This window comes from Paraburkholderia fungorum, from assembly GCF_003610895.1.
Lineage (GTDB): Bacteria > Pseudomonadota > Gammaproteobacteria > Burkholderiales > Burkholderiaceae > Paraburkholderia > Paraburkholderia fungorum_B.
Window position 1 is genome coordinate 56,687 of record NZ_MCAS01000003.1, and the last position, 20,861, is coordinate 77,547.

19 protein-coding genes are annotated in these 20,861 nt (G+C 63.1%); 10 read left to right on the forward strand and 9 right to left on the reverse strand.

Annotated elements, in window-relative coordinates; translation table 11 throughout:
• Positions 1 to 24 precede the first annotated feature (24 nt).
• Complete coding sequence (locus tag BCY88_RS04290; RefSeq protein ID WP_120343053.1) at positions 25 to 1,221, reverse strand: acyl-CoA dehydrogenase family protein; 1,197 nt, start codon at positions 1,219 to 1,221, stop codon at positions 25 to 27.
• A gap of 249 nt (positions 1,222 to 1,470) precedes the next feature.
• Here BCY88_RS04290 and BCY88_RS04295 point away from each other — a divergent pair, with 249 nt between their 5' ends.
• Positions 1,471 to 2,982 carry a PAS domain-containing sensor histidine kinase gene (locus BCY88_RS04295; RefSeq protein ID WP_120343054.1) on the forward strand — a complete coding sequence of 504 codons (1,512 nt, stop codon included), beginning with the start codon at positions 1,471 to 1,473 and terminating at the stop codon, positions 2,980 to 2,982.
• Between the two features lie 7 nt (positions 2,983 to 2,989).
• Here the strand turns inward: BCY88_RS04295 and BCY88_RS04300 are convergent, their stop codons facing one another.
• The 3 genes from BCY88_RS04300 to BCY88_RS04310 are packed head-to-tail and all read right to left on the reverse strand — an operon-like array spanning position 2,990 to position 6,123.
• Positions 2,990 to 4,315 (reverse strand): MFS transporter, encoded by a 1,326-nt coding sequence (locus BCY88_RS04300; RefSeq protein ID WP_120343216.1) that lies wholly within the window; start codon positions 4,313 to 4,315, stop codon positions 2,990 to 2,992.
• Between the two features lie 27 nt (positions 4,316 to 4,342).
• Entirely contained in the window at positions 4,343 to 4,843 is a 501-nt protein-coding gene (locus BCY88_RS04305; protein ID WP_120343217.1) for an aromatic-ring-hydroxylating dioxygenase subunit beta, read from the reverse strand.
• Positions 4,840 to 6,123: an aromatic ring-hydroxylating oxygenase subunit alpha gene (locus BCY88_RS04310; RefSeq protein ID WP_120343055.1), complete on the reverse strand. Its 1,284-nt coding sequence runs from the start codon at positions 6,121 to 6,123 to the stop codon at positions 4,840 to 4,842. The genes BCY88_RS04305 and BCY88_RS04310 overlap by 4 nt, the downstream gene beginning before the upstream one ends.
• A gap of 104 nt (positions 6,124 to 6,227) precedes the next feature.
• On the opposite strand from BCY88_RS04310, the gene BCY88_RS04315 reads away from it, so the two are divergent.
• The gene (locus tag BCY88_RS04315; RefSeq protein ID WP_120343056.1) at positions 6,228 to 7,148 is read left to right on the forward strand and encodes a LysR family transcriptional regulator; all 921 of its coding nucleotides are present in this window, start codon (positions 6,228 to 6,230) and stop codon (positions 7,146 to 7,148) included.
• Positions 7,149 to 7,248: 100 nt separating this feature from the next.
• On the opposite strand, the gene BCY88_RS04320 is transcribed toward BCY88_RS04315, so the two are convergent.
• Positions 7,249 to 8,136 carry a LysR family transcriptional regulator gene (locus BCY88_RS04320; RefSeq protein ID WP_120343057.1) on the reverse strand — a complete coding sequence of 296 codons (888 nt, stop codon included), beginning with the start codon at positions 8,134 to 8,136 and terminating at the stop codon, positions 7,249 to 7,251.
• Positions 8,137 to 8,238: 102 nt separating this feature from the next.
• Here BCY88_RS04320 and catB2 point away from each other — a divergent pair, with 102 nt between their 5' ends.
• The 3 genes from catB2 to catC are packed head-to-tail and all read left to right on the forward strand — an operon-like array spanning position 8,239 to position 10,674.
• Positions 8,239 to 9,396, forward strand: a complete 1,158-nt coding sequence (gene catB2, locus BCY88_RS04325) for a muconate cycloisomerase CatB2 (protein WP_120343058.1) — start codon at positions 8,239 to 8,241, stop codon at positions 9,394 to 9,396.
• Positions 9,397 to 9,443: 47 nt separating this feature from the next.
• On the forward strand, positions 9,444 to 10,352 hold the full coding sequence (gene catA / locus BCY88_RS04330) for a catechol 1,2-dioxygenase (protein WP_120343059.1): 909 nt from the start codon (positions 9,444 to 9,446) through the stop codon (positions 10,350 to 10,352).
• A gap of 31 nt (positions 10,353 to 10,383) precedes the next feature.
• Complete coding sequence (gene catC / locus BCY88_RS04335) at positions 10,384 to 10,674, forward strand: muconolactone Delta-isomerase (protein WP_120343060.1); 291 nt, start codon at positions 10,384 to 10,386, stop codon at positions 10,672 to 10,674.
• A 73-nt stretch (positions 10,675 to 10,747) separates the two neighbouring features.
• Here the strand turns inward: catC and BCY88_RS04340 are convergent, their stop codons facing one another.
• Together BCY88_RS04340 and BCY88_RS04345 are read right to left on the reverse strand one after the other, a co-directional pair.
• Positions 10,748 to 11,725, reverse strand: a complete 978-nt coding sequence (locus tag BCY88_RS04340) for a PDR/VanB family oxidoreductase (RefSeq protein WP_120343061.1) — start codon at positions 11,723 to 11,725, stop codon at positions 10,748 to 10,750.
• Between the two features lie 183 nt (positions 11,726 to 11,908).
• Positions 11,909 to 12,799 carry a LysR family transcriptional regulator gene (locus BCY88_RS04345; RefSeq protein ID WP_120343062.1) on the reverse strand — a complete coding sequence of 297 codons (891 nt, stop codon included), beginning with the start codon at positions 12,797 to 12,799 and terminating at the stop codon, positions 11,909 to 11,911.
• Positions 12,800 to 12,975: 176 nt separating this feature from the next.
• Between BCY88_RS04345 and BCY88_RS04350 the strand changes: the two genes are divergently transcribed.
• Positions 12,976 to 13,725: a sulfite exporter TauE/SafE family protein gene (locus BCY88_RS04350; RefSeq protein WP_259461235.1), complete on the forward strand. Its 750-nt coding sequence runs from the start codon at positions 12,976 to 12,978 to the stop codon at positions 13,723 to 13,725.
• Between the two features lie 153 nt (positions 13,726 to 13,878).
• On the opposite strand, the gene BCY88_RS04355 is transcribed toward BCY88_RS04350, so the two are convergent.
• Entirely contained in the window at positions 13,879 to 14,838 is a 960-nt protein-coding gene (locus BCY88_RS04355; protein ID WP_120343219.1) for a LysR family transcriptional regulator, read from the reverse strand.
• A 140-nt stretch (positions 14,839 to 14,978) separates the two neighbouring features.
• Between BCY88_RS04355 and BCY88_RS04360 the strand changes: the two genes are divergently transcribed.
• The 3 genes from BCY88_RS04360 (at position 14,979) to BCY88_RS04370 (ending at position 18,422) form a co-directional block, all read left to right on the forward strand.
• Positions 14,979 to 16,289 (forward strand): MFS transporter, encoded by a 1,311-nt coding sequence (locus BCY88_RS04360; RefSeq protein ID WP_120343063.1) that lies wholly within the window; start codon positions 14,979 to 14,981, stop codon positions 16,287 to 16,289.
• A gap of 80 nt (positions 16,290 to 16,369) precedes the next feature.
• Positions 16,370 to 17,392 (forward strand): histone deacetylase family protein, encoded by a 1,023-nt coding sequence (locus BCY88_RS04365; RefSeq protein WP_120343064.1) that lies wholly within the window; start codon positions 16,370 to 16,372, stop codon positions 17,390 to 17,392.
• Between the two features lie 283 nt (positions 17,393 to 17,675).
• A complete protein-coding gene (locus BCY88_RS04370) occupies positions 17,676 to 18,422 on the forward strand; it encodes a glucose 1-dehydrogenase (protein WP_120343065.1) in 747 nt (248 codons plus the stop codon).
• A gap of 41 nt (positions 18,423 to 18,463) precedes the next feature.
• Here BCY88_RS04370 and BCY88_RS04375 read toward each other — a convergent pair whose 3' ends face one another.
• Positions 18,464 to 19,342, reverse strand: coding sequence for a LysR substrate-binding domain-containing protein (locus BCY88_RS04375; RefSeq protein ID WP_120343066.1), 879 nt, complete (start codon positions 19,340 to 19,342; stop codon positions 18,464 to 18,466).
• 147 nt (positions 19,343 to 19,489) lie between these two features.
• Between BCY88_RS04375 and BCY88_RS04380 the strand changes: the two genes are divergently transcribed.
• Positions 19,490 to 20,689, forward strand: coding sequence for a 2-aminoethylphosphonate--pyruvate transaminase (locus tag BCY88_RS04380; protein ID WP_404935676.1), 1,200 nt, complete (start codon positions 19,490 to 19,492; stop codon positions 20,687 to 20,689).
• Positions 20,690 to 20,861 lie beyond the last annotated feature (172 nt).

Below are 20,861 nucleotides of genomic sequence, written 5' to 3' on the forward strand. Positions count from 1 at the left end.
GACGGTCAAATGCGGAAAAATGGCTTACAGGTAACCCGGAATCGGCGGTACGCCGACGAACACGGCGCCGGCGCCGTCGTAGTTGCCTTCGCCGAGAAACGCGTGCTGGGTGACCACCATCGCATCGCGCAGCAGGCGTTGCAACGGATGCGTACGGTAGATCGCCATGGTGCCGCCGAGCCGGTAGGCACGCTGCACGACCTCGGCGCCTTCGCGGGCGATCTGTGTCGCAGCGAGGCGCAGCAGGCTGGTCTGCTCGGGTGTGACAGGGTTGCCGGCGAGGATCGATTGCCAGACCGTGTCGGTGGTGTCGTAGAAGAATGCGCGGGCCGAACGCAGTTGCGCTTCGGCTTTCGCCAGTTCGATCCGGTAGTACGCGCGCTCGGCGAGTTGCGGCGCGCCGGTGGTGGTCTTGCGGCCGCCGGCCATCTGGTTGGCGACATCGAGCGCCGCGCGCGCCAGACCGAGATTGACCACGGCCAGCACCTGCGCCGCGTAGGCGATCGTTGGGTAGCGATACAGCGGTTCATCTACGCAGGGTTCGCCGCCGCGCACGAAAGTCCAGTCTTCGGCGACGAACTGGTCGTCAACGCGCAGATCGTGGCTGCCGGTGCCTTGCATGCCGACCACATCCCAGTTCTCGACGATTTCCACCTGATGCGGACGAAACACGGCGGTGCGCGGTTTGCCGGACAGGCCCGGGGCGCCTGCACCTGCACCTGCACCGGCCACACCGATGCCCACGCCGAGCCAATCCGCGCCCTTGCAGCCGCTCGCGAACTTCCAGGTGCCGTTCACGCGCCAGCCGCCTTCGGCGGGCTGGGCGGGTTGAACCGGGAAGAGGCCGCCTGCGAACACCTGATCGGGACCGTCGGCGTAGATCCGCGCCTGAGTCGCCAGCGGCAAGGCCGCGAGATACACGTTTGCCGAGCCGAAACTCGCGACCCATGCCGCCGAGCCATCCGCCACCGCGATGCGTTCGATCATGTCGAGAAACGCGCCGGGCGCGAGCGCATCGCCGCCGAACCGTCGCGGTGTGGCCGCGCGATATACACCCGCGCGTTTGAGTTTCGCGATCAGATCACGCGGCACATGCGACAGGCGCTCGAACTCCTCACGCCGTAGCGCGATTTCGGCGATGACATCGGCAAGCGGCAAGCGCGTGGCATCGCGGCTGGCGTTCGCGACGGCGGCAACAGTGTCGGTGGCGGTGTCTGACATGGCGGGGCATCTCCTTGATTCGTTGTGGGCTGAAACTCGAGGCATGCAGATCGCGGGGAATGAGGTGACTGACGATGCATGCAGAGTGAAGCCAGTCTAGAAATGCAAAAAGAACGCTTCAATTGGGACGCGGGGTGTGTTTTTAGGTAACCCGCCCGGGATATCTAAAGAAATCTTCAGACGCGAATCCCGCGGACTGGTGTTATGTTCCATTCCATACGCAATCGAATTTTTTCGCCGTCCCGTCAGATGAACTTCCCCGCTGAAGAAGATTTCCACCGCCTGCTCGACGCGCTCACGCTGTGCGTGCTGCTGCACGACGCCGACACCAAGGCGATTGTGTGGGCCAATCGCGCGGCTTGCGAGGCACTCGGCTTTACGCTCGAAGAACTGCTGCCGCTCAAGGCGAAAGACATGACCCGCCCGGTGCCGAAGTACCGGCGTGAGATTGGTGTCGGCGCAATGGACCGTGCGATCACCGAAGGCCCGCAGGTTTACGAGTGGTGTTACCGCTCGCGCAACGGGGCCGATATGCTGTCTGAGGCGATTGCCACCTACGTGCCGCTGCGCGAGCTGGCGGTGGTGATGGTGCAGTTCCGCGACATCAGCGTCGAGGACACGCTCAAGCAGACGCTGCGGCGCTACGAATCGCGGTTGCGGGAATTCATGCAGGATCTCGGCGAGGGCGTCGCCGTCCTGACGCCGAAGGGCGAAGTGGAATTCGTCAGCGAATCCGGACGGCGTGTGCTGGGTCTGGAAGAGGGCGCGCCAATGGGCGACGTGCGCGACTATTGCAGCGAAGCCGATCGCGACCGTCTGGTTGAGCAACTCGCCAGTGCGCCGCGCATCCAGCCCTCGGCGCCACAGCGTTATCGCATCACGCGCCGCGATGGCACGCCAGGCTGGCTGCGCATCACCTGCAGGCGGATCGAGATCGAAGACGACCTTAACGGCCGCCTGCTGCACTTTCGCGATATCACGGACGAAGTCGCGCTCGAAGAGGCGCGCCGTCACGAGGCGCGGTTGCTGGAATACGCGGGACGCTACAACGCGATGGGCGAAATGGCGACCGCTATTGCGCACGAGTTGAGCCAGCCGCTCGCCGCGGTGCGTAATTTCATCGAAGGCGCGATCCTGCGGCTCGCCCAACCCGGCACACTCGAAGACGCGTTGTGGGGCCTGCGCAGCGCCGATCGCCAGGCCGAGCACGCGGCGCTCATCATCAGGAGCGTGCGCGATTACATCGTCCGGCGCGAGCCGAGCGAGACTGAGGCCGATCTGCGCGACATCGTCGCGGACGTTGCGTACTTCATCGAGTTGCGTGCCAAAGATGCCGGTATTACGGTCACCATCGAGCAGGCACCGGAAGCCTTGCCGGTGTATGGCGAGCGCGTGCTGATCGGTCAGGTGGTGCTGAATCTGGCGTTCAATGCGATCGAGGCGCTGACGGAAGGTGCGACGGCGGATACTCATGCCTCTCACGCGGCAGCACGGCGCGGTGAGTTGCGCCTGGTCACCGGTCTGCGCGGCAAGCTTGCGCTCGTCCAGGTGATCGATAACGGCCCAGGCGTGCCCGCCGACGCGCATGGCCGGCTGTTCGACGGTTTTTCTTCGTCGAAGGCGGGCGGCAACGGCATTGGTTTGTCGCTGTGCAAGAACATCGTCACGCGGCACGGTGGCGAAATCTGGGCCAAACCGGCACGCGAGGGCGGGCTTCATTGCAGCTTTACGCTGCCGTTCGCCGCCGCGCCTCGCCGCTGAGCGCATCTCAATCATGCGTGGTGTGGACGTTCTTTGGAATGGTCACTAGCGTGATCGCGGTGATGAGACCAAAGCCGATCAGCATCAGGGCAACTGGCCAGGGCGCATGAATCTTCGAGTACAGCGCAATGGCGACCAAAGGCGCCAGTCCGCCGGAGAAGACCGACGCGATTTCGTGCCCTAAGGCCATGCCTGAATAGCGGACTTCAGTGGGAAAAAGCTCGCCCATCAGCGCAGGCTGCGTGCCGATCATCGCGGCGTGGCAGAAGGGCAAGCCGAGCGCGAGCGAAAGGAACACGAGCAGGGGTTCATGCGTATCGATCAGCCAGAACGCAGGAAACGCGATCACGACGAGGCCGAGCGCGCCGATCATATACACCGGCCGGCGACCGATCACATCCGATAGCCGCCCCCACAGCACGATCGTGAAAAGTTCGAGGAGCATGGCGAGCATCACGCCGCCGAGCATCACCGAAACCGGCACGCCGATCGTCTTGCCGTACACCAGCACGAACGACAGGAAGATATACGTGCCGCCGTTTTCGGCCACGCGCAACCCCATGGCCTGCAACACCTGTTTCGGGTGATTGCGCAACACGGTCAGCACCGGCATGTGCTTCGGCTTGGCCGTGGCGAAGTCGCGGCTCTCGGGCAGACGCCGGCGAATGTACACCCCCACGCCGAAGATCAGCACGCTGGCGAGAAACGGCACGCGCCATCCCCAGGACATGAAACTTTCCGCCGGTAGCCGCTGCACCAGATAAAACGCGGCCGCCGACAACACGAAGCCACCCGCCACGCCCAACTGACTGAACGACGCATAGTAGCCACGGCGATTAGGGGGCGCGCTCTCGCTGATCAGCAGCACGCCGCCGCCCCATTCACCGCCGGACGCAATGCCTTGCACGACGCGCAGACAGACGAGCGCGATGGGGGCGAGGAAACCGATCTGCGAGAACGTCGGCAACAGGCCGATGCCGAAGGTGGCCACGCCCATCATCATCAGCGTTACGACGAGCGCGCCTTTGCGGCCATGCCGGTCGCCAATGTGGCCGAACACCACGCCGCCCAGCGGTCGCGCCACAAAACCAATCGCGAAGCCGGCGAAGGCGGCGAGGGTCCCCATCAGCGGATCGCCGTGCAACGGGAAGAACAACGGCCCGAAAATCAGGGCCGCAGCCGTGCCGTACAGAAAGAAGTCATACCATTCGAGTGCGTTGCCGAGCACGGAGGCAACGACGATCCGCCGCAGTGCGCGCGAAGTTGCCGGCACCGCGGGCGTGACGGGCATAACGGACGAGTTGGCCGTGGGAGAAAACGTGTCGTTTTGCATCGTCGTGCTCGCTGGATGTGTCGTCATTTACAGCAGGAAGCCGATGGCGCTCAGCGCCTCGGTCGAATCGATCAGGCGGATGACCTTCTGGGCGATACGCGCCTCGCCGCTCGCGAAACTGATGCGATGCGTAAGATCCGCTGCGAACAGGGTCGACTTGCCGCGTTTGTACGCGACGATGAGTTGCGCCGAGCTCACCTCGACCTCGTCGCTCGCATCGCTCGTCAACGTGAAACGCGAGACCGTGCGCACGGTGCGGGCGGCATCGCTCGCCGAAGCCGAATAGCCGGACAGCATGCGTTGCACGCGTTTTTCGCGCATGTCCTGATCGTCGTACGCGTAGTTCAGCGTGGCGGCGAAGTCGGTGGTGGCGGGATCGATCGGCACCACGTAAAAGCCTGCCGGGTCCCACAACGAAAGCCACTCGCGATAATCCTTGCGGTCCAGCAACTCGGCTTCGCGCCAGATCAGTTCGATCGCGCCGGCAAAGGTCTGCTGCGAGAACAGGGTGTTCTTCTGGTCCATTATGCTTGCTCCATCATCGTGCGCCATTGCGCGTACGCTTCGCGCATCCCGGTTTCGTCGGTGGCGTGCGCGGTCTTTTCGCCGTTCGGCGCCGTGCTTTCGCGATTCAGGCCGCGGTTCACGAGGATCGGCAGATCAGGGCCGGCGTGCGAGCCGCGCTGTACGCGTTCCCATGCTTCGGCATCGTCCGGACTGCCGAAGCCGAACGGACCCTGGAAGTGTTCGTGAATACGCAGGCGTACGCGGTTCGCTTCTTCGGGACCGCCGTCCATCGCGAGCGCCACGTGGCGAATTTCGGTTTCGTTCGCGGAGATGGGCCGCAGCACGCGGAAAAACGCCATCGACAGCGCGAGGTTCGGGAACAGATTCAGATTGAAGCCGACGCCCATCAGCGAGCGCACGATGCGGCGCACTTCATCGGGTGAGTGCTTTTTTGCGAGCGTGGCGGCAAGTGCCTCGAAGCGCTCGGGGATCGGCGCGCCATCGTCACGGTCGAGATCGACGAGCTCCGGCACCAGCACGGCGAGGCTATGGCCGTTGCCGAGCGAGCGGCAGAATGCTTCGTCGCTGGTCATGAAACTCGTGATCGCGGCGGCGGTTTCGTCGTCGATCGATTTCATCCACGATTTGTGGACGACCGGAAAGTGATACAGGTCGGTGGTGTTTTCGAGCTGGATCTTCCAGTTGCCGTTGAAGCGGAAGCGATGCTCGCCGTTCGCCTTGATCGGATAGCCCGCGCCCTGTTTCATGAACAGATCGATCCACGGTTTGGCGCCGCCGAGAAAATCTTCGAGCGGTTCGATCTCCTGATTGAAGCTAGCGAAGATCAGGCCTTGATAGATGCCCACGCGCAGACTCGCGAGCGGCAACTCGGTCTTGTCGATCACGCCTTCATAACCGTCTCCATAGGGCAGCGCGCGCAATGCGCCGTCGAGGCCATAGGTCCAGCTGTGATACGGGCAGGTGAAGCCTTTCGCATTGCCTTTGTGCTGCTCGCAGACCGTCGCGCCGCGATGGCGGCAGCGGTTCTGCAGCACGTTGACAGCACCCGTTTTGTCGCGCACCACGATCACCGGCTGGCGGCCGATCGTGGTGGTGCGGAAATCGCCCGGATTCGGCAATTCGCTTTCGTGCGCGACCCAGATCCACGTCTTGTAGAAAATGCGCTCGAGTTCGGTTTCGAAAACCGCCGGATCGTAGTACAGCGAAGGGGCGACGCGGTCGGGCTGCGCGCGCTGGTACAAGGCGCTCGCATCGACGGTCTGATATGAGGATTCGCTCATTGGAGTGGTATGTGGGTGGTCGATGGAGCCAAGTCTCGCTGAGCGACTGATATGCGTCAAATTGATCTAAAATAAAATATAAGATCAATCTCATGGATATCTCGATGAATTCGCTGGATCACGTCGACCTCAATCTGCTGCGCGTTTTCCAGGCGATTGTCGAGGAGCGCAGCCTTACGCGGGCGGGTCAGCGCCTTGCGCTGTCACAGCCGGCAATCAGTTATTCGCTGGGGCGTTTGCGAACCCTGTTCGACGATCCGCTGTTCATTCGCACGCGCGCCGGCATGCAGCCCACGCCGATCGCGCTCGAACTGTCGAGCATCGTCGCGCGGGCGCTGGATACGGTGCGCGAAGCGCTGCGTTACGCGGAACATTTCGATCCGGCGGTGAGCACACGCACGTTCCGCTTATCGCTCTCCGATGCGGGGGAGTTGGCGTATCTGCCGCCGATTTGCGAAGCGTTGCACCGGCAGGCGCCGCGCGTGAAATTGCGCATCGAGCCCTTGCCGGTCGAAGAAATCGAAGATGCGTTGCGTGGCAGCCGGCTCGATTTCGCAATCGGCAATCTGCCGACGCTGACCGCGCGCACGCGGCATCAAGCGCTGTTCGAAGAGACGTACGTGTGCATGACGCGCAAGCGGCGCGGCTTGCCGCGCACGAAAGAGCTGAGCATGAAGGCGTTTCTGGACGCGTCGCACGTGCAGATCACGTCGGTCGAGCATAGCCACTATGCGCTCGACGATGCGTTTCGCGCGCAAGGGGTGGGCCGGCATATCGCGCTCGAACTGCCGCATTTCGTCGCCTTGCCGAGCGTACTGGCCGTGACCGATCTGTTCGCGACCCTGCCGCGGCGTCTGGCGCAGATTTTCAATCGGGACGGCGGGTTTCATCTGTATGAATTGCCGGTCACGTTGCCGATGGCCGCTGTCACGATGCATTGGCACGAGCATTTCGACCAGGACGAGGGCAACGTGTGGTTGCGCAATCTGATGGGCGATATCGTGCGGCGCTTCGACGAGCGTTGAGAAGGGCCTCGGCTGTCAGCGTGACGCAGGGCGGCTTTGCGGGCGTGCAGAATGCTGCCCAAAACGCTGCTCAAAACGCCGCGTGGATAGGCCACGCCCCTCAAACCCGTTTGAACAGCTCCCGCGCGAGTGAGCACAACAGCGTGGTAGCCGGCGACTCATCCTGCAGGCGCCGGCTCATGATAATCGGCGAAGCGATATTGGCGGCCGGCACCGGCCGGTACACCACGCCATGCGCGCGCAGACCCTCCACACTTTCCGGCACGAGACACACGCCGACCTGCGCCGCGACCAGACCCAGCGCGGTTTGCAATTCCCTGACCTCATGGATGGCCTTGGGCTCCAGCGCATGGTCGTGCATGGCCGACAGCTGCTGGTCCGCGTAGCTTGGCCGCGGCGTGCTCGGATAGACGATCAGCGTTTCCTGCGCGAGCGCGGCAAGCGTCAGCGGCTTCTTCTGGCGTGCGAGCGGATGATCTTGCGGCAGTGCGGCAATCATCCGCTCTTCGACGAGCACCTCGCGCGCCAGTTGCGCGTCGTCAAAACGCAGGCGGCCGAAGCCGACGTCGATACGGCCGCCTTTGAGGGCGCCGAGTTGCTCGATCGTGAACATTTCAATCAGCGACAACTCGATATGCGGCGCGGCCTCGCGAAACGCACGGATCACCGCGGGCAGCGCGCCATACAGCGTGGACGGCACGAAGCCGATCACGATGCGCTCGGCCAGTTGCGCGAGGCGCCGCGTGAGCGGCGCGAGCTCGTCGGCTTCAGCGACGAGACGCCTTGCCTGCGCATAGAAAATGCGCCCGGCTTCGGTCAGGCGCAGCGGCCGGGCGCCGCGCTCGAACAGCGCGAGGCCAACGCTTTCCTCGATCTGCTGGATCTGGCGGCTGAGCGGCGGCTGGGTCATATGCAGGCGGTTAGCCGCCCGCGTGATGTTCATTTCTTCGGCGACCGCGATGAAATAGCGGAGCTGGCGAAGTTCCATGCATACCTCTAAGGTATGGAAGTAGTCGGAATCGGTGTTGGACTGCTTCGCGGGTTGTTTCTACTATGGGGCTCTCAGGAAAGCAGTTCAGGAGGGCAAGGAATGATAGCAACACCCGTGAAGATCGAGAGCGTGGAGACGATTCTCGTCGACGTACCGACGATTCGTCCACACCGGCTTTCGGTCGCAACGATGAACTGCCAGACGCTCGTGCTGGTGCGCGTTCGCTGCGCCGACGGCGTGGTCGGCGTGGGCGAGGGCACAACCATCGGCGGCCTCGCGTACGGCGAGGAAAGTCCGGAGAGTATCAAGACCAACATCGATACGTATTTCGCGCCGCTGCTCAAAGGTATGGACGCGACCCGCCCAGGCGCGGCGATGGCGACACTGCGCACGCTGTTCCAGGGCAACCGTTTTGCCCGCTCGGCGCTCGAAACCGCCTTGTTCGACGCCCAGGCGCAGCGCCTCGGCGTACCGTTGTCGGAGCTGTTCGGCGGCCGCATCCGCGATTCGGTGGACGTGGCGTGGACGCTCGCGAGCGGCGACACGACCCGCGATATCGACGAAGCCGAGCGTGTTTTCGAAGCGAAGCGGCATCGCGTATTCAAACTGAAAATCGGTTCGCGCGCGCTGGCCGACGACGTGGCGCACGTTGTGGCGATTCAGAAAGCACTGGAAGGACGCGGTGAAGTGCGGGTCGACGTGAACCAGGCGTGGACCGAATCCGAAGCGATCTGGGCCGCAAAACGTTTCGCCGACGCGGGCGTTGCTCTGATCGAGCAGCCGATTGCCGCGGAGAATCGCGCGGGCCTCAAACGTCTGACGGATCTCGCGCTGGTGCCGATCATGGCGGACGAAGCCCTGCACGGCCCGGCCGATGCCTTCGCGCTTGCCAGCGCGCGCGCGGCTGATGTCTTCGCCGTCAAGATCGCGCAATCGGGTGGCCTGAGCGGCGCGGCGAACGTGGCGGCGATTGCGCTTGCTGCGAACCTCGACCTGTACGGCGGCACGATGCTCGAAGGCGCGGTGGGCACGATTGCCTCGGCGCAACTCTTCAGCACCTTCGGCGCATTGAAGTGGGGTACTGAACTGTTCGGGCCGTTGCTGCTGACCGAAGAGATTCTCACCGAACCGCTGCGTTACGAGAATTTTGTTTTGCATCTTCCTCAGGGACCGGGTCTGGGCATCACGCTGGACTGGGACAAGATCGACCGCCTGCGGCGCGATACGCGCAAGGGCGCAAGCATCACCACGAACTGACGGTTCATTCGCTAACCGCCCAGAACATTAAACGAAGGAGATACCCCATGAACAAGCAAGCCATCGACGCGCTGCTGCAAAAAATCAACGACAGCGCCACCCATGAAGGCAATCCGCGCACGAAGCAGATCGTCAACCGCATCATCAAGGACCTGTTCTATACGATCGAAGACCTCGACGTGCAGCCGGACGAGTTCTGGACCGCGCTGAATTATCTCGGCGACGCAGGTAAGAGCGGCGAGCTCGGCCTCCTGGCCGCGGGCCTCGGTTTCGAGCATTTTCTCGACCTGCGCATAGACGAAGCCGAAGCCAAGGCCGGGATCGAAGGCGGCACGCCGCGCACCATCGAAGGACCGCTGTATGTGGCGGGCGCGCCGGTGTCCGACGGCCATGCGCGGCTGGATGACGGCACCGATCCTGGTCAGACGCTGGTGATGCGCGGCCGTGTGTTCGGCGAAGACGGCAAGCCGCTCGCGAATGCGCTGGTCGAGGTGTGGCACGCGAATCACCTTGGCAACTACTCTTACTTCGACAAATCGCAGCCGGCCTTCAATCTGCGCCGCTCGATCCGTACCGATGCCGAAGGCAAGTACAGCTTCCGCAGCGTGGTGCCGGTGGGCTACTCGGTGCCGCCGCAGGGGCAGACGCAATTGCTGCTCGATCAGCTGGGCCGTCATGGGCATCGTCCGGCGCATATTCACTTCTTCGTTTCGGCACCGGGTTGCCGCAAGCTGACCACGCAGATCAACATCGACGGCGATCCGTATCTGTGGGACGACTTCGCTTTCGCCACGCGCGACGGGCTCGTGCCCGCCGTCCGGCAGGCCGAAGGCGCGGAAGGCAAACCGTATGGCGTGGACGGCCAGTTCGCGCTGATCGATTTCGACTTCACCCTGTTCAGGGAGCGCGACAATCTGCCGGGCGCGGAAGTGGAACGCGTACGCGCGGAAGCCTGAGACAGGAAAAAATAGCAAAAGGAGAACCAGCATGCTGTTTCACGTAGAGATGACGGTCAAGCTGCCGTCCGATATGGACGCGGAACGCGCCGCCCGTCTGAAGTCCGATGAGAAAGCGATGTCGCAAAAGCTGCAGCAGGAGGGCGTGTGGCGGCATTTGTGGCGCATTGCCGGCCGCTACGCGAATATCAGCGTGTTCGACGTGGAAAGCCCCGCGCATCTGCACGACGTGCTGAGCCAATTGCCGCTGTTTCCGTATATGGACGTCGAAGTGCGCGCGTTGTGCCGGCATGCATCGTCGATCCATGACGACGACCGCTAAGGTGCGCCAAGGGTGCAAAAAAGCCGGTGTTGCGAATGCAGCACCGGCTTTTTCAACGATCAAAACCCGGCTCTTAAAGATCGAGCACCAGCAGCGGCGAGGCCGCGCGCGAGACACAGCAGCAGATCACCTTGCCGCTCGCGCGCTCCGCTTTACTCAGGCAATGATCGCGATGCTCGGGCGTTCCGCTGACTACATCGACCATGCAGGTGCCGCATACGCCTTCTCCGCACGACGTATCCACTTCGATGCCGATCGACGCCAGCGCCGCGACGATCGTCGTGTGTTTGTCCACGTGGACGGTTGCGCCGCTGCTGGCGATGCGCACGTCGAATGAATCGAGCGCGCTCGATTCGCCGCTAGCCGCCGAAGCAGGCTCGGCGCCAAAGCGCTCGAGGTGAATCGCCTCGGCAGCCACGCGCTGTTCGCCTATCGCCACCACACGCTCCATGAAGGGCGCCGGCCCACACGTGTAGAGGTGCGAACCTTCGCGCGCATCTGCCACGCAGTCGGCCAGCACCGCGTCGAGTTGTTCCCGCTCGACGCCGAAATGAAAGCGCACGAAGTGACTGAACGGTGCGCGCGACATTAACGGCAGGAACGCCGCGTGCTCCGCGCTGCGCGCGAAGTAATGCAGCACGAAGCGCTGCTCCTGCCTGAGCAGGCGGTATGCCATGCTTAAGAGCGGCGTCACGCCAATGCCGGCTGCAATCAGAATGTGTTCGCTCGCGCTGCTTGCGAGTTGAAACAGATTACGCGGCGCGCCGATCGTCAGTTCGCAGCCCACCGTCACGTCATCGTGCAGCGAGCGCGAGCCGCCGCGAGACGCTGCTTCACGTTTGACAGCAAACAGGTGCGTTTCGTGTTGATCCGGGTCGCCGCATAGAGAGTATTGCCGTGTCACGCCCGAGGGCCCGGTGACGTCGATATGCGCGCCGGGTTCGTAGCGCTCGAACGGTTGTCCGTCCAGACGCGCTACGCTAAAAGAGCGCACGCCGTGCGCTTCGTCACGCACGCTTTCGACGCGCACGCTTAAGGTGGTTTTATCCATGATCTTGCCGACAGTATGAGCGGGGACGGGAAGAAGCAGAGCGGACGCCCCATGCATTGCGCGGCGTCCGGTTGTGCAGGTTGTGCATCAAGGATAAGAAACCACTGGCAATCAGGCAAATCGATTAAAAATCGGTTATGAAATAAATGCGATTGATAATACAGCGTCAGCCTTGCCCACCTGTCACTCCAGGACACCCGCCAGGTGCCGCACCAGCGCCTTTTCCGGCCGCTTCAGCGCATTCAGGTCGCGCATGCAGATCAGCAACTGCCGGGTGGCCCACGTGTCCGTCAGTTCGATCGTGCGAATGCCCGGCGTGCCGCGATAGCGTTTCGCCGCCGTAGCCGGCACGATGGCGATGCCCGCGCCTTGTTCGACCATGCAGCAGACGCTTTCGAAGGTTCGCATATGCGCGCGGACGCTGAGCGGTTGCCCGGCCAGCAATGCACGTTCGCCAAGGTATGCGTGCAAGGCGCTGCCCGTGCTCAAGCCAATGAATTCACGGTCGGCCACTTCCGCAAGCGTCACGCGACGGCGCGCGCCCAGCGGGTCGTCACGGCTGGCGATCAGCACGAGTTTGTCGATGGCGAAGGGCAGCGTCTGCAAGGTGCCGTGTTCGACGGAATCCGAGATGATGCCGATCTCCGCCGCGCCGGCCAGCACCGCTTTCACGGTTTCGCTGCTTTGCCGTTCCTTCAGATCGATCTGTACGTTGGGGTGATCGCGCAAAAACAGGCCGACCGCAGCGGGCAGAAACTCGGTGATCGCGGCGGTATTGGTCCACAGACGGATGCAGGCTTTGCGCCCGGCCTGATGTTCGCCGAGCTCGCCTTGCATCCGGTCGATCTGGCCGAGCACGAGCCGCGCATGATGGGCGAGCGTATCGCCGGTTGCCGTCGACTCCACGCCGCGCCGGCCCCGTTCCAGCAACGGCACGCCCAAGGCTTCTTCCATGCCGCGCAAACGCGCGCTGGCCGAAGGCAGGGACATGTTCGCGCGGGCCGCGCCATGCGTGATGCTGCCGGTTTCAAGGATGTGAAGAAAAAGGCGGAGGTCGATCAGGTCGAAGCGCATGGCGTGGATTCGAGTTGGCGCAGTAGTTGGCGCTGCAGTTGGGGCAGTTATCGCGGCCGGGTTTGAGCCTCAGCTTCAGCCTTAGTTATAGCCTAAGTCACAGTACGTATCTTACGCATTGTGGGCGGTGCTCCGGCAATCGAAAATCCGGACATGACATTCAGAACACCATCCCGATGATCTCTTCCTTTGCAATGCGCGCGAGCGTGGTTGCCGTGACCTTCGTCGTGGCCGGCTTCGTCAAGGGCGTGACCGGCATGGGTCTGCCGACTGTGGCCATGGGTGTGCTCGGCACGCTGATGCTGCCGGCGCAGGCCGCCGCGATGCTGCTGTTGCCCTCGTTCGTGACGAACGTCTGGCAACTGTTCGCGGGGCCCAGCGTGCGCGCGCTGGTCAAGCGCCTGTGGCTGATGATGGCGGGCATTGTCGCGGGTACGCTCGCGGCCGCGTCGTTCATTGCCGGTGGTGGCGGCGAATGGGCCGTGACCGGTTTGGGCGCGGCGTTGACCGTGTATGCAGTGGCCGGACTGCTGGCGTGGCGCTTCTCGGTGCCGGCGCGGCACGAGCGCTGGCTCTCGCCGGCGGTCGGCGTGGTCACCGGCGCGATCACAGGTGGGACGGGGGTATTCGTCGTGCCGGCGGTGCCTTACCTGCAGGGGTTGGCGTTAAAGAAAGAGGATCTGGTTCAGGCGCTCGGCCTGTCTTTCACCGTATCCACCATCGCGCTCGCCCTCGGATTGGCGCGCGAGCATGCATTTGCGATCGATGAACTGGGCGAATCGCTGTGCGCCGTGGTGCCCGCATTGCTCGGAATGTGGATCGGGCAGCGGGTGCGCGAGCACATTAGTCCGGCGAGCTTCCGGCGCTGGTTCTTTGTCTGTCTGCTCGGCTTGGGCATTCAGTTGCTGGTGCGTGCATTCGTTTGATCAGCGTGGCGAACGCGGACCGGGGAGGGTTGCATCGTGTGGCCGACTATTCTGGATACCTTGGGCGCGCTGGCGGTGCTGGCCAGTGTGGCTGCGCAAATCGCCTTCATATGCAAAACGCGGCAGTCGGCAAGCCGCGCGGGCCATCTTCGGTCAGCGCGGCGCAAGCCGTTCAGGTAGCGCGTAGCGTTGCATCGTGCGTTCCATACCGTCGAGAAACGCCTGCTCGGCAGCGTTCATTTTGCGCGCGCGCAGCCACAGCAGATCGATGTCGACGTCGACCAGTCCCTCTTCGGGCGGCAGGCGCCACAGCCGTTGTTGCGCGAGATCGTCGCGCACGATGTGCTCGGGCAGGCAGCCGATGCCATATCCGGCGAAGATCAGCCGGCGCACTTCGTCGAGACTCGGGGAGGCCGCCACGATGCGTCCGGTAAAGCCGCGTTGATCGCGAAACACGGTGAGCGGCGAGAGGCTGTCGCCGATCTGGTCGCTCGTGAACGACACGAAGTTTTCCGCCAGCAACTGATCGACAGACAGCGCATGCCGCCCGAACAGCCGATGATGCCGTCCGCAGAAAAGCGCGTACCGTTGGCGCAGGAAACAGCGCTGTTCGAGTTTGTCGACGGGCGTTCGGCATAGGCCGAGGCCGGCGGTGGCGGTTTTTTGCAGCAACGAGGAGATGATGTCCGACGAGCGCATCACTTCGATCTGCAAGTCCACGCGCGGATAGGTCTTGTGGAATTCCGCGAGGAATTCATCGTAGACGCCGGAGTCGATCCGGCTCACGGTGAGGAGGCGGATCGACCCGGTAATGTCGTCGCTGCGGTCGTCGAGTTCGGTTTCGAGCCGCGACATGTGGCCGTAAATATCGCTCGCGATCCGGTACACCTCCTCGCCCGCGCGGGTGGGTTCGAAGTGCGGCCCGCGACGCTGGATCAGGTTGCGTCCGAGCGTGTCTTCGAGCCGCTTGAGCGCCTGGCTGACCGCGGGTTGCGTGAGATGCAAACGGGCCGCGGCACGGCTCACGCTGCGCTCCTGCATGATCACGAGGAACGTGCGCAGCAGGTTCCAGTCGAGCCTGTCATTCAAAAAGCGCGTGACGTCCGCGCGCAACTGAGTCATACCATCGCCTCCAACATTAGCTGAATTTATAGTTGAGATAATAAGCCGAAATTTGACTAATGTTTTATGGCTGGCGATAAAACACCTCAACAAGATGCCCTGATCTCAGGCATCGCGACTGAGGAGCCGCCATGAACGCTTCACCTCCCGCCACCCGTCAGCCCGTGCGAGCGGCAAGCGCCGCTTTCATCGGCACGATGATCGAGTGGTACGACTTTTACATCTATGCCACCGCCGCCGCGCTGGTGTTCGGCGAGTTGTACTTTCCCTCGCACGATCCGTTTGTCAGCACGATGGCGTCGTTTGCGACCTTCGCGGTCGGCTTCTTTGCGCGGCCGCTGGGCGGGGTGATTTTCGGCCACCTGGGCGACCGCATCGGCCGCAAGAAGGCCTTGATGACCACGCTGATGATGATGGGCGTCGCCACCGTGTGTGTCGGCTTGCTGCCGGCTTATACGAAGGTCGGCCTGCTGGCGCCCGTGCTGCTGGTTCTGCTGCGCGTGGTGCAAGGCGTGGCCGTGGGCGGCGAGTGGGGCGGCGCCGTGCTGATGGCCGGCGAACATGCACCACAAGGGCGGCGCACCTTCTTCGCTTCGTTCGCGCAATTGGGCAGCCCGGCCGGATTGATTCTCTCGCTGATCGCATTTCGCGCTGTCACGTCGATGCCGCACGACGACTTCATCGCCTATGGCTGGCGTCTGCCGTTTCTGGCGAGCGCGGTGCTGCTGGCGGTCGGCGTCTTTATCCGCATGGGGGTGAACGAATCGCCGGAATTCCAGCGCGAGAAAGAGGCGAAGCGCACCGTCGAATTGCCGATTGCCGAAGTGTTCCGTTCTTCCGGCGCACTCGTGGCGCTGTGCATCGGCGCGAATACGATCGGTATTGCGGGCGTGTATTTCACCAACACCTTCATGATTTCGTACACCACGCAGAACATCGGCGTGTCGAAATCGCTGATTCTCGACTGTCTGTTCGCGGTCGCGATCATCCAGTTTCTGTCGCAACCGCTCGCCGCGTGGCTCGCTGAAAAGCTCGGCGGCGCGCGGTTCCTGAAGTTGGCCGCGTTTGCCGCGATGCTTTCGCCGTATCCGATGTTCACGCTCGTGCAAAGCGGCAGCCGGTTGTCGATGATTGTCGGCATTGCACTGGCCGTGGTGTGTATGGCGAGCTTCTATTCGGTGATCGCAGGCTTTGTCAGCGGTGTGTTTCCGGTGCGTGTGCGTTACTCCGCGATCTCGCTTTCGTACCAGGTGTGCGGTGCGATTGCCGGTGGCCTGACGCCGCTGGCGGGGACATGGCTCGCCCACAGATTCGTTGGACAATGGTGGCCGCTCGCGGTGTTTTACACGTGCCTCGCGGGCATTTCATTGTCGTGCATCGTCGCGCTGGATGCGCTGAAACACCGTCGTGCCGATGCGCCTGAAGCATTGCCGGCACGCTGAATTACCGTAAGACCCAAGCGCTGGCCGGCGCGTGCGACGATAGCCGCACCGGCCTGCGCCTGAAGCCAAGGAACTGGACTATGCAGACTTTTTTTCATCCGGCGCAGTTAAAGCACCATCCGCGCAGCTATCTGTCGCGTGGCCAGATGCGCACGCCGCAGGAAGTGCCCGAACGCGCGTTGCGACTCGTCGAAGCCGTGAAGAAGCTCGGCTTTGACGTGCGGGAACCGGCGGACTTCGGCGCCGCGCCGCTCGCTGCGGTGCATGGGATGAACTACCTGCGCTTTCTCGAAGAAGCGCACCGCGAGTGGAAGAAGATTCCCGCGGAATGGGGTGACGAGGTGATGTCGAACGTGTACATCCGCGAGAATAATCCCTTGCGCGGCGTGCTTGCGCAAGCGGCCCGCTATCTCGCCGACGGCAGCTGCCCGATCGGTGCGGATACGTACGAATCGGCATACTGGTCCGCGCAAAGCGCACGGGCCGGCGCGCAGGCGATTCTCGACGGCGCGGGTGAGGCGTATGCGTTATGCCGCCCGCCGGGCCATCATGCGCGCGCCGAAGCGGCGGGTGGTTTCTGCTATCTGAACAATGCAGCGGTTGCGGCGCAAGCGCTGCGGCAAAAGTATGGGCGCGTGGCGATTCTCGATACGGACATGCACCACGGCCAGGGCATTCAGGAGATTTTCTACGGCCGCGACGACGTGTTGTACGTGTCGATCCACGGCGACCCCACCAATTTCTATCCCGTAGTCGCGGGGTTCGAAGACGAGCGTGGCGCGGAGAAAGGCGAGGGTTACAACGTCAATCTGCCCATGCCGCATGGTTCGTCAGAAGCGGTGTTCTTCGAGCAGCTTGATGCGGCGCTGCGAGTGGTCAGCCGTTTTCAGCCGGACGCCCTGGTTGTGGCACTGGGGTTCGATATCTACAAAGACGATCCGCAATCCATGGTCGCGGTGACGACGGAGGGTTTCGGTCAACTCGGCGGCCGGCTCGGCGCGCTGGAACTGCCGACGCTGATCGTGCAGGAAGGCGGCTATCACGTCGAGACACTCGACGCGAACGCACGATCATTCTTCGGTGGATTTACGTCGAAGCGGTGATGGGAGCGGGCGGGGGCAGCGCCGGCGCCGGTTCGGAACGCCGGGCCGGGACCCTGCCGCCCGTTTCATTGATTCCGATTGTTCCGCTGATTCCGCGTGGCGCCGATTGTTCGGCTCATCCGACGTATCTATTCGTCTTCAGCCGCTTTATCCCTAACGGCTGTGTGTCTACATTGGCTCCAGTGACAGCGCCACTGCATTTGCAGCTCCATCGACGCCAGCGCCGCGAATCTTCGCGGCGGCGCGTCGGCGCGCACGCACTCCATCCAAAGGACACACGATCATGAGCAAGCTCACAGGTAAAGTTGCGGTTGTAACGGGCGCATCGAAAGGTATCGGCGCCGCGATTGCGAAGGCATTGGCGGCGCAGGGCGCGTCGGTGGTGGTGAACTACGCGTCCAGCAAAGCGGGTGCGGACGACGTGGTTGCCGCCATCACCGCGGCGGGCGGCAAGGCGGTGGCGGTGGCCGGCGACGTGTCCAAGGCAGCCGACGCGCAAGGCATCGTCGGCACGGCAGTGGAAACGTATGGCCGTCTCGACATTCTCGTCAATAATTCCGGCGTGTATGAGATGGCGCCGATCGAAGAGATCACCGAAGCGCATTTCCACAAGCACTTCAATGTGAACGTGCTGGGTCTGCTATTGGTCACGCAGGCGGCGGCGAAGCATCTGGGCGAAGGCGGCAGCATCGTGAACGTGAGCTCGGTTGTCAGCCGCATCACGCCGCCGGGCAGCGCGGTCTATACCGCCACCAAGGGCGCGGTGGACGCCATCACCGGCGTACTCGCCCGTGAACTCGGTCCGCGCAAGATTCGCGTCAACTCCGTGAATCCCGGCATGGTGGAAACTGAAGGCACGCATAGCGCCGGCTTTATCGGCTCAGACTTCGAGGCGTGGGCCGTCAGCACGACCCCGCTTGGCCGCATCGGTCAGCCTGAAGATATCGCGGACGTCGCCGTGTTCCTCGCCTCCGACGACTCGCGCTGGTTGACCGGCGAAAGCCTGATCGCAAGCGGCGGTTCGCGCTAACAGGGTGGCCGCCGGGTTGTGCCTGCCCGGCGGCTGGCGTTTTACTGAGTTGCCCCGGTAGCGCCCGGCAACTTCACCGCAAACAACGCATCCAGCAGATTCGATCCCGGCCGCCCGGCGAGCCGCGTGAGCGACTCGGTCATGCGCACCTGGCAATCCTGGAGCGGAATCATCCTGATCCGCCGCGATTCCTTGAATTCGGCGCGCGCGATCACGCCTACGCCCATCCCTTGCGCGACTGCTTCCTCCAGCGCCTCACGTCCGTCCACGTACATTACCGGTTCGACCTGTAACGACCCGCGTACCAGTTCGATCTCCAGCAACTGCTGCGTGACCGATTGCGGCTCGCGAAAAATCATTGGCTGCTGCACGAGTTCCGTGTAGCTCAGCTTGCGTTTCTTCGCCACCGGATAGCCGGCCGGCACCATCGCCACCAGCGGATCGCGCCGCAGCACGCGCGACTCGAGCCGGCTATGCACCTGCGGGGCGGCGGTAATCGCGGCATCGACCGCACTTGACAGCACCCGCTGCATGCAGTCCGCGGCATTGGCGATCGAGAGTGTCACGACGATCCCCGGATGCAGCTTGCGAAACGCGCCGATCAGCGCGACCGCCAGATCGGGTGCGTCCGCGACGAGCGAGAGCGAGCCGGATTCGAGCCCGCCCGCCGATTCGAGCAACTGCCGCGCCTCGCGTTCGCAACTGAGCATCTGCCGCGTGACGCTAAAAAGGCGCACACCGAGTTCGGTGGTTTCGACGCCGCGCGGGCCGCGCTCGAACAGCTTGACGCCGTAGTCCTGCTCGAGCCGCTTCACGTGATCCGACACCGCCGGCTGCGTGAGCGACAGCGCCTGTGCCGCCCGGGAAAATCCCCCATGTTCCGCGACCGCATGAAATGCCCGCAATTGCGCGTATTGCACGTGTGCCTCAACGAAATAAGTTTTTACGATATCGACATCGATTATATCGATTTTACCAATGGACGGCCTTTGTGTACCGTGTCACGCATCGAAACAGCGATATCGGAGATTCCGAACATGGAAAGCGTGCTCGACAACGCCCTGACAATGTCCACCACGCCCTCGAGCGTGACGTGTGCCGAGCCGGCCATGGGCGAGCCGTATCTCTTGACGCCGGGACCGCTGACCACCGCGTTCTCGACCAAGCAGGCCATGTTGCGCGACTGGGGTTCGTGGGACGGCGACTTCCGCGCCATGACCGCCGAGTTGCGCAGCCGCCTGCTGGAGATCGCGGGCGACACCGCGAGCGAGTACGACTGCGTGCCGCTCCAGGGCAGCGGCAGTTATTGCGTCGAGGCGATGCTCGGCAGCCTGATTCCACGCGACGGTCACGCGCTCGTGCTGGCCAACGGCGCTTACGGCAAGCGTATAGCGACGACGCTCGGCTATCTCGGCCGTGCCTGCACGGTGCTCGACAAGGGCGACTACCTGCCGCCGCGTGGCGTGGAAGTCGAAAGCATGCTGGACGCCGATCCGCGTATCACGCACGTGGTCGCGGTGCATTGTGAAACCAGCTCCGGGATTCTCAATCCGATCGAAGAAATCGCCGCCGCCACCGCGAAAAAAGGCCGCAAGCTGCTGATCGATTCGATGAGCGCATTCGGCGCGGTGCCGCTCGACGTCAACCGGATTCCGTGCGAGGCCTTCGTGTCGTCGGCGAACAAATGCATCGAGGGCGTGCCCGGTTTCGGTTTCGTGATTGCCCGCAAGCGCGCGTTGCAGGAAGCGAGAGGCCGCAGCCATTCGCTCGCGCTCGACGTGTACGACCAGTGGGACGTGATGAACCGCACCGGTCAATGGCGCTTCACGCCGCCGACGCACACCGTGGCCGCATTTATCGAAGCATTGCGTCTGCACAAGCTCGAAGGCGGCCAGGCCGGACGTCTCGCGCGTTATGCGAACAATCGTGACGTGCTGGTCGCCGGCATGCGCGAACTCGGTTTCGAGCCGCTGCTGAACGCGCGGTGGCGTTCGCCGATCATCGTGACGTTTTTCTCGCCGGCGCATGCGTCGTTCAAATTCGAGCGCTTCTATGAATTGATGAAGGAGCAGGGTTTCATCATCTATCCGGGCAAACTCACGGTGGTGGAGAGCTTTCGCATCGGTTGCATCGGTCAGGTAGACGAACGGGTGATGCGCCGCGTGGTGCGGGCCTGCGCGCAGTCGTTACGGACGATGGGCGTCGATTACGCCGCGCCACCGGCGGCGGCGCTTAAAGAGCGCAAGACGCTGGCTGAAGCGGCGTGAACTGCATGCGCCGCGTGAGCTTGGCAATTCTTGATCCGATCTGCGTCATGCTCATCGACGCATGAACCTTTAGCACGTTTTCCGACGCTAATGCGGTGATTCCCGTCATACCGCCGCGTGCGCTTCGAATTGCGCGCGGCGTGGCTAAATTCGCTTCCAGATGCGAAGCGGA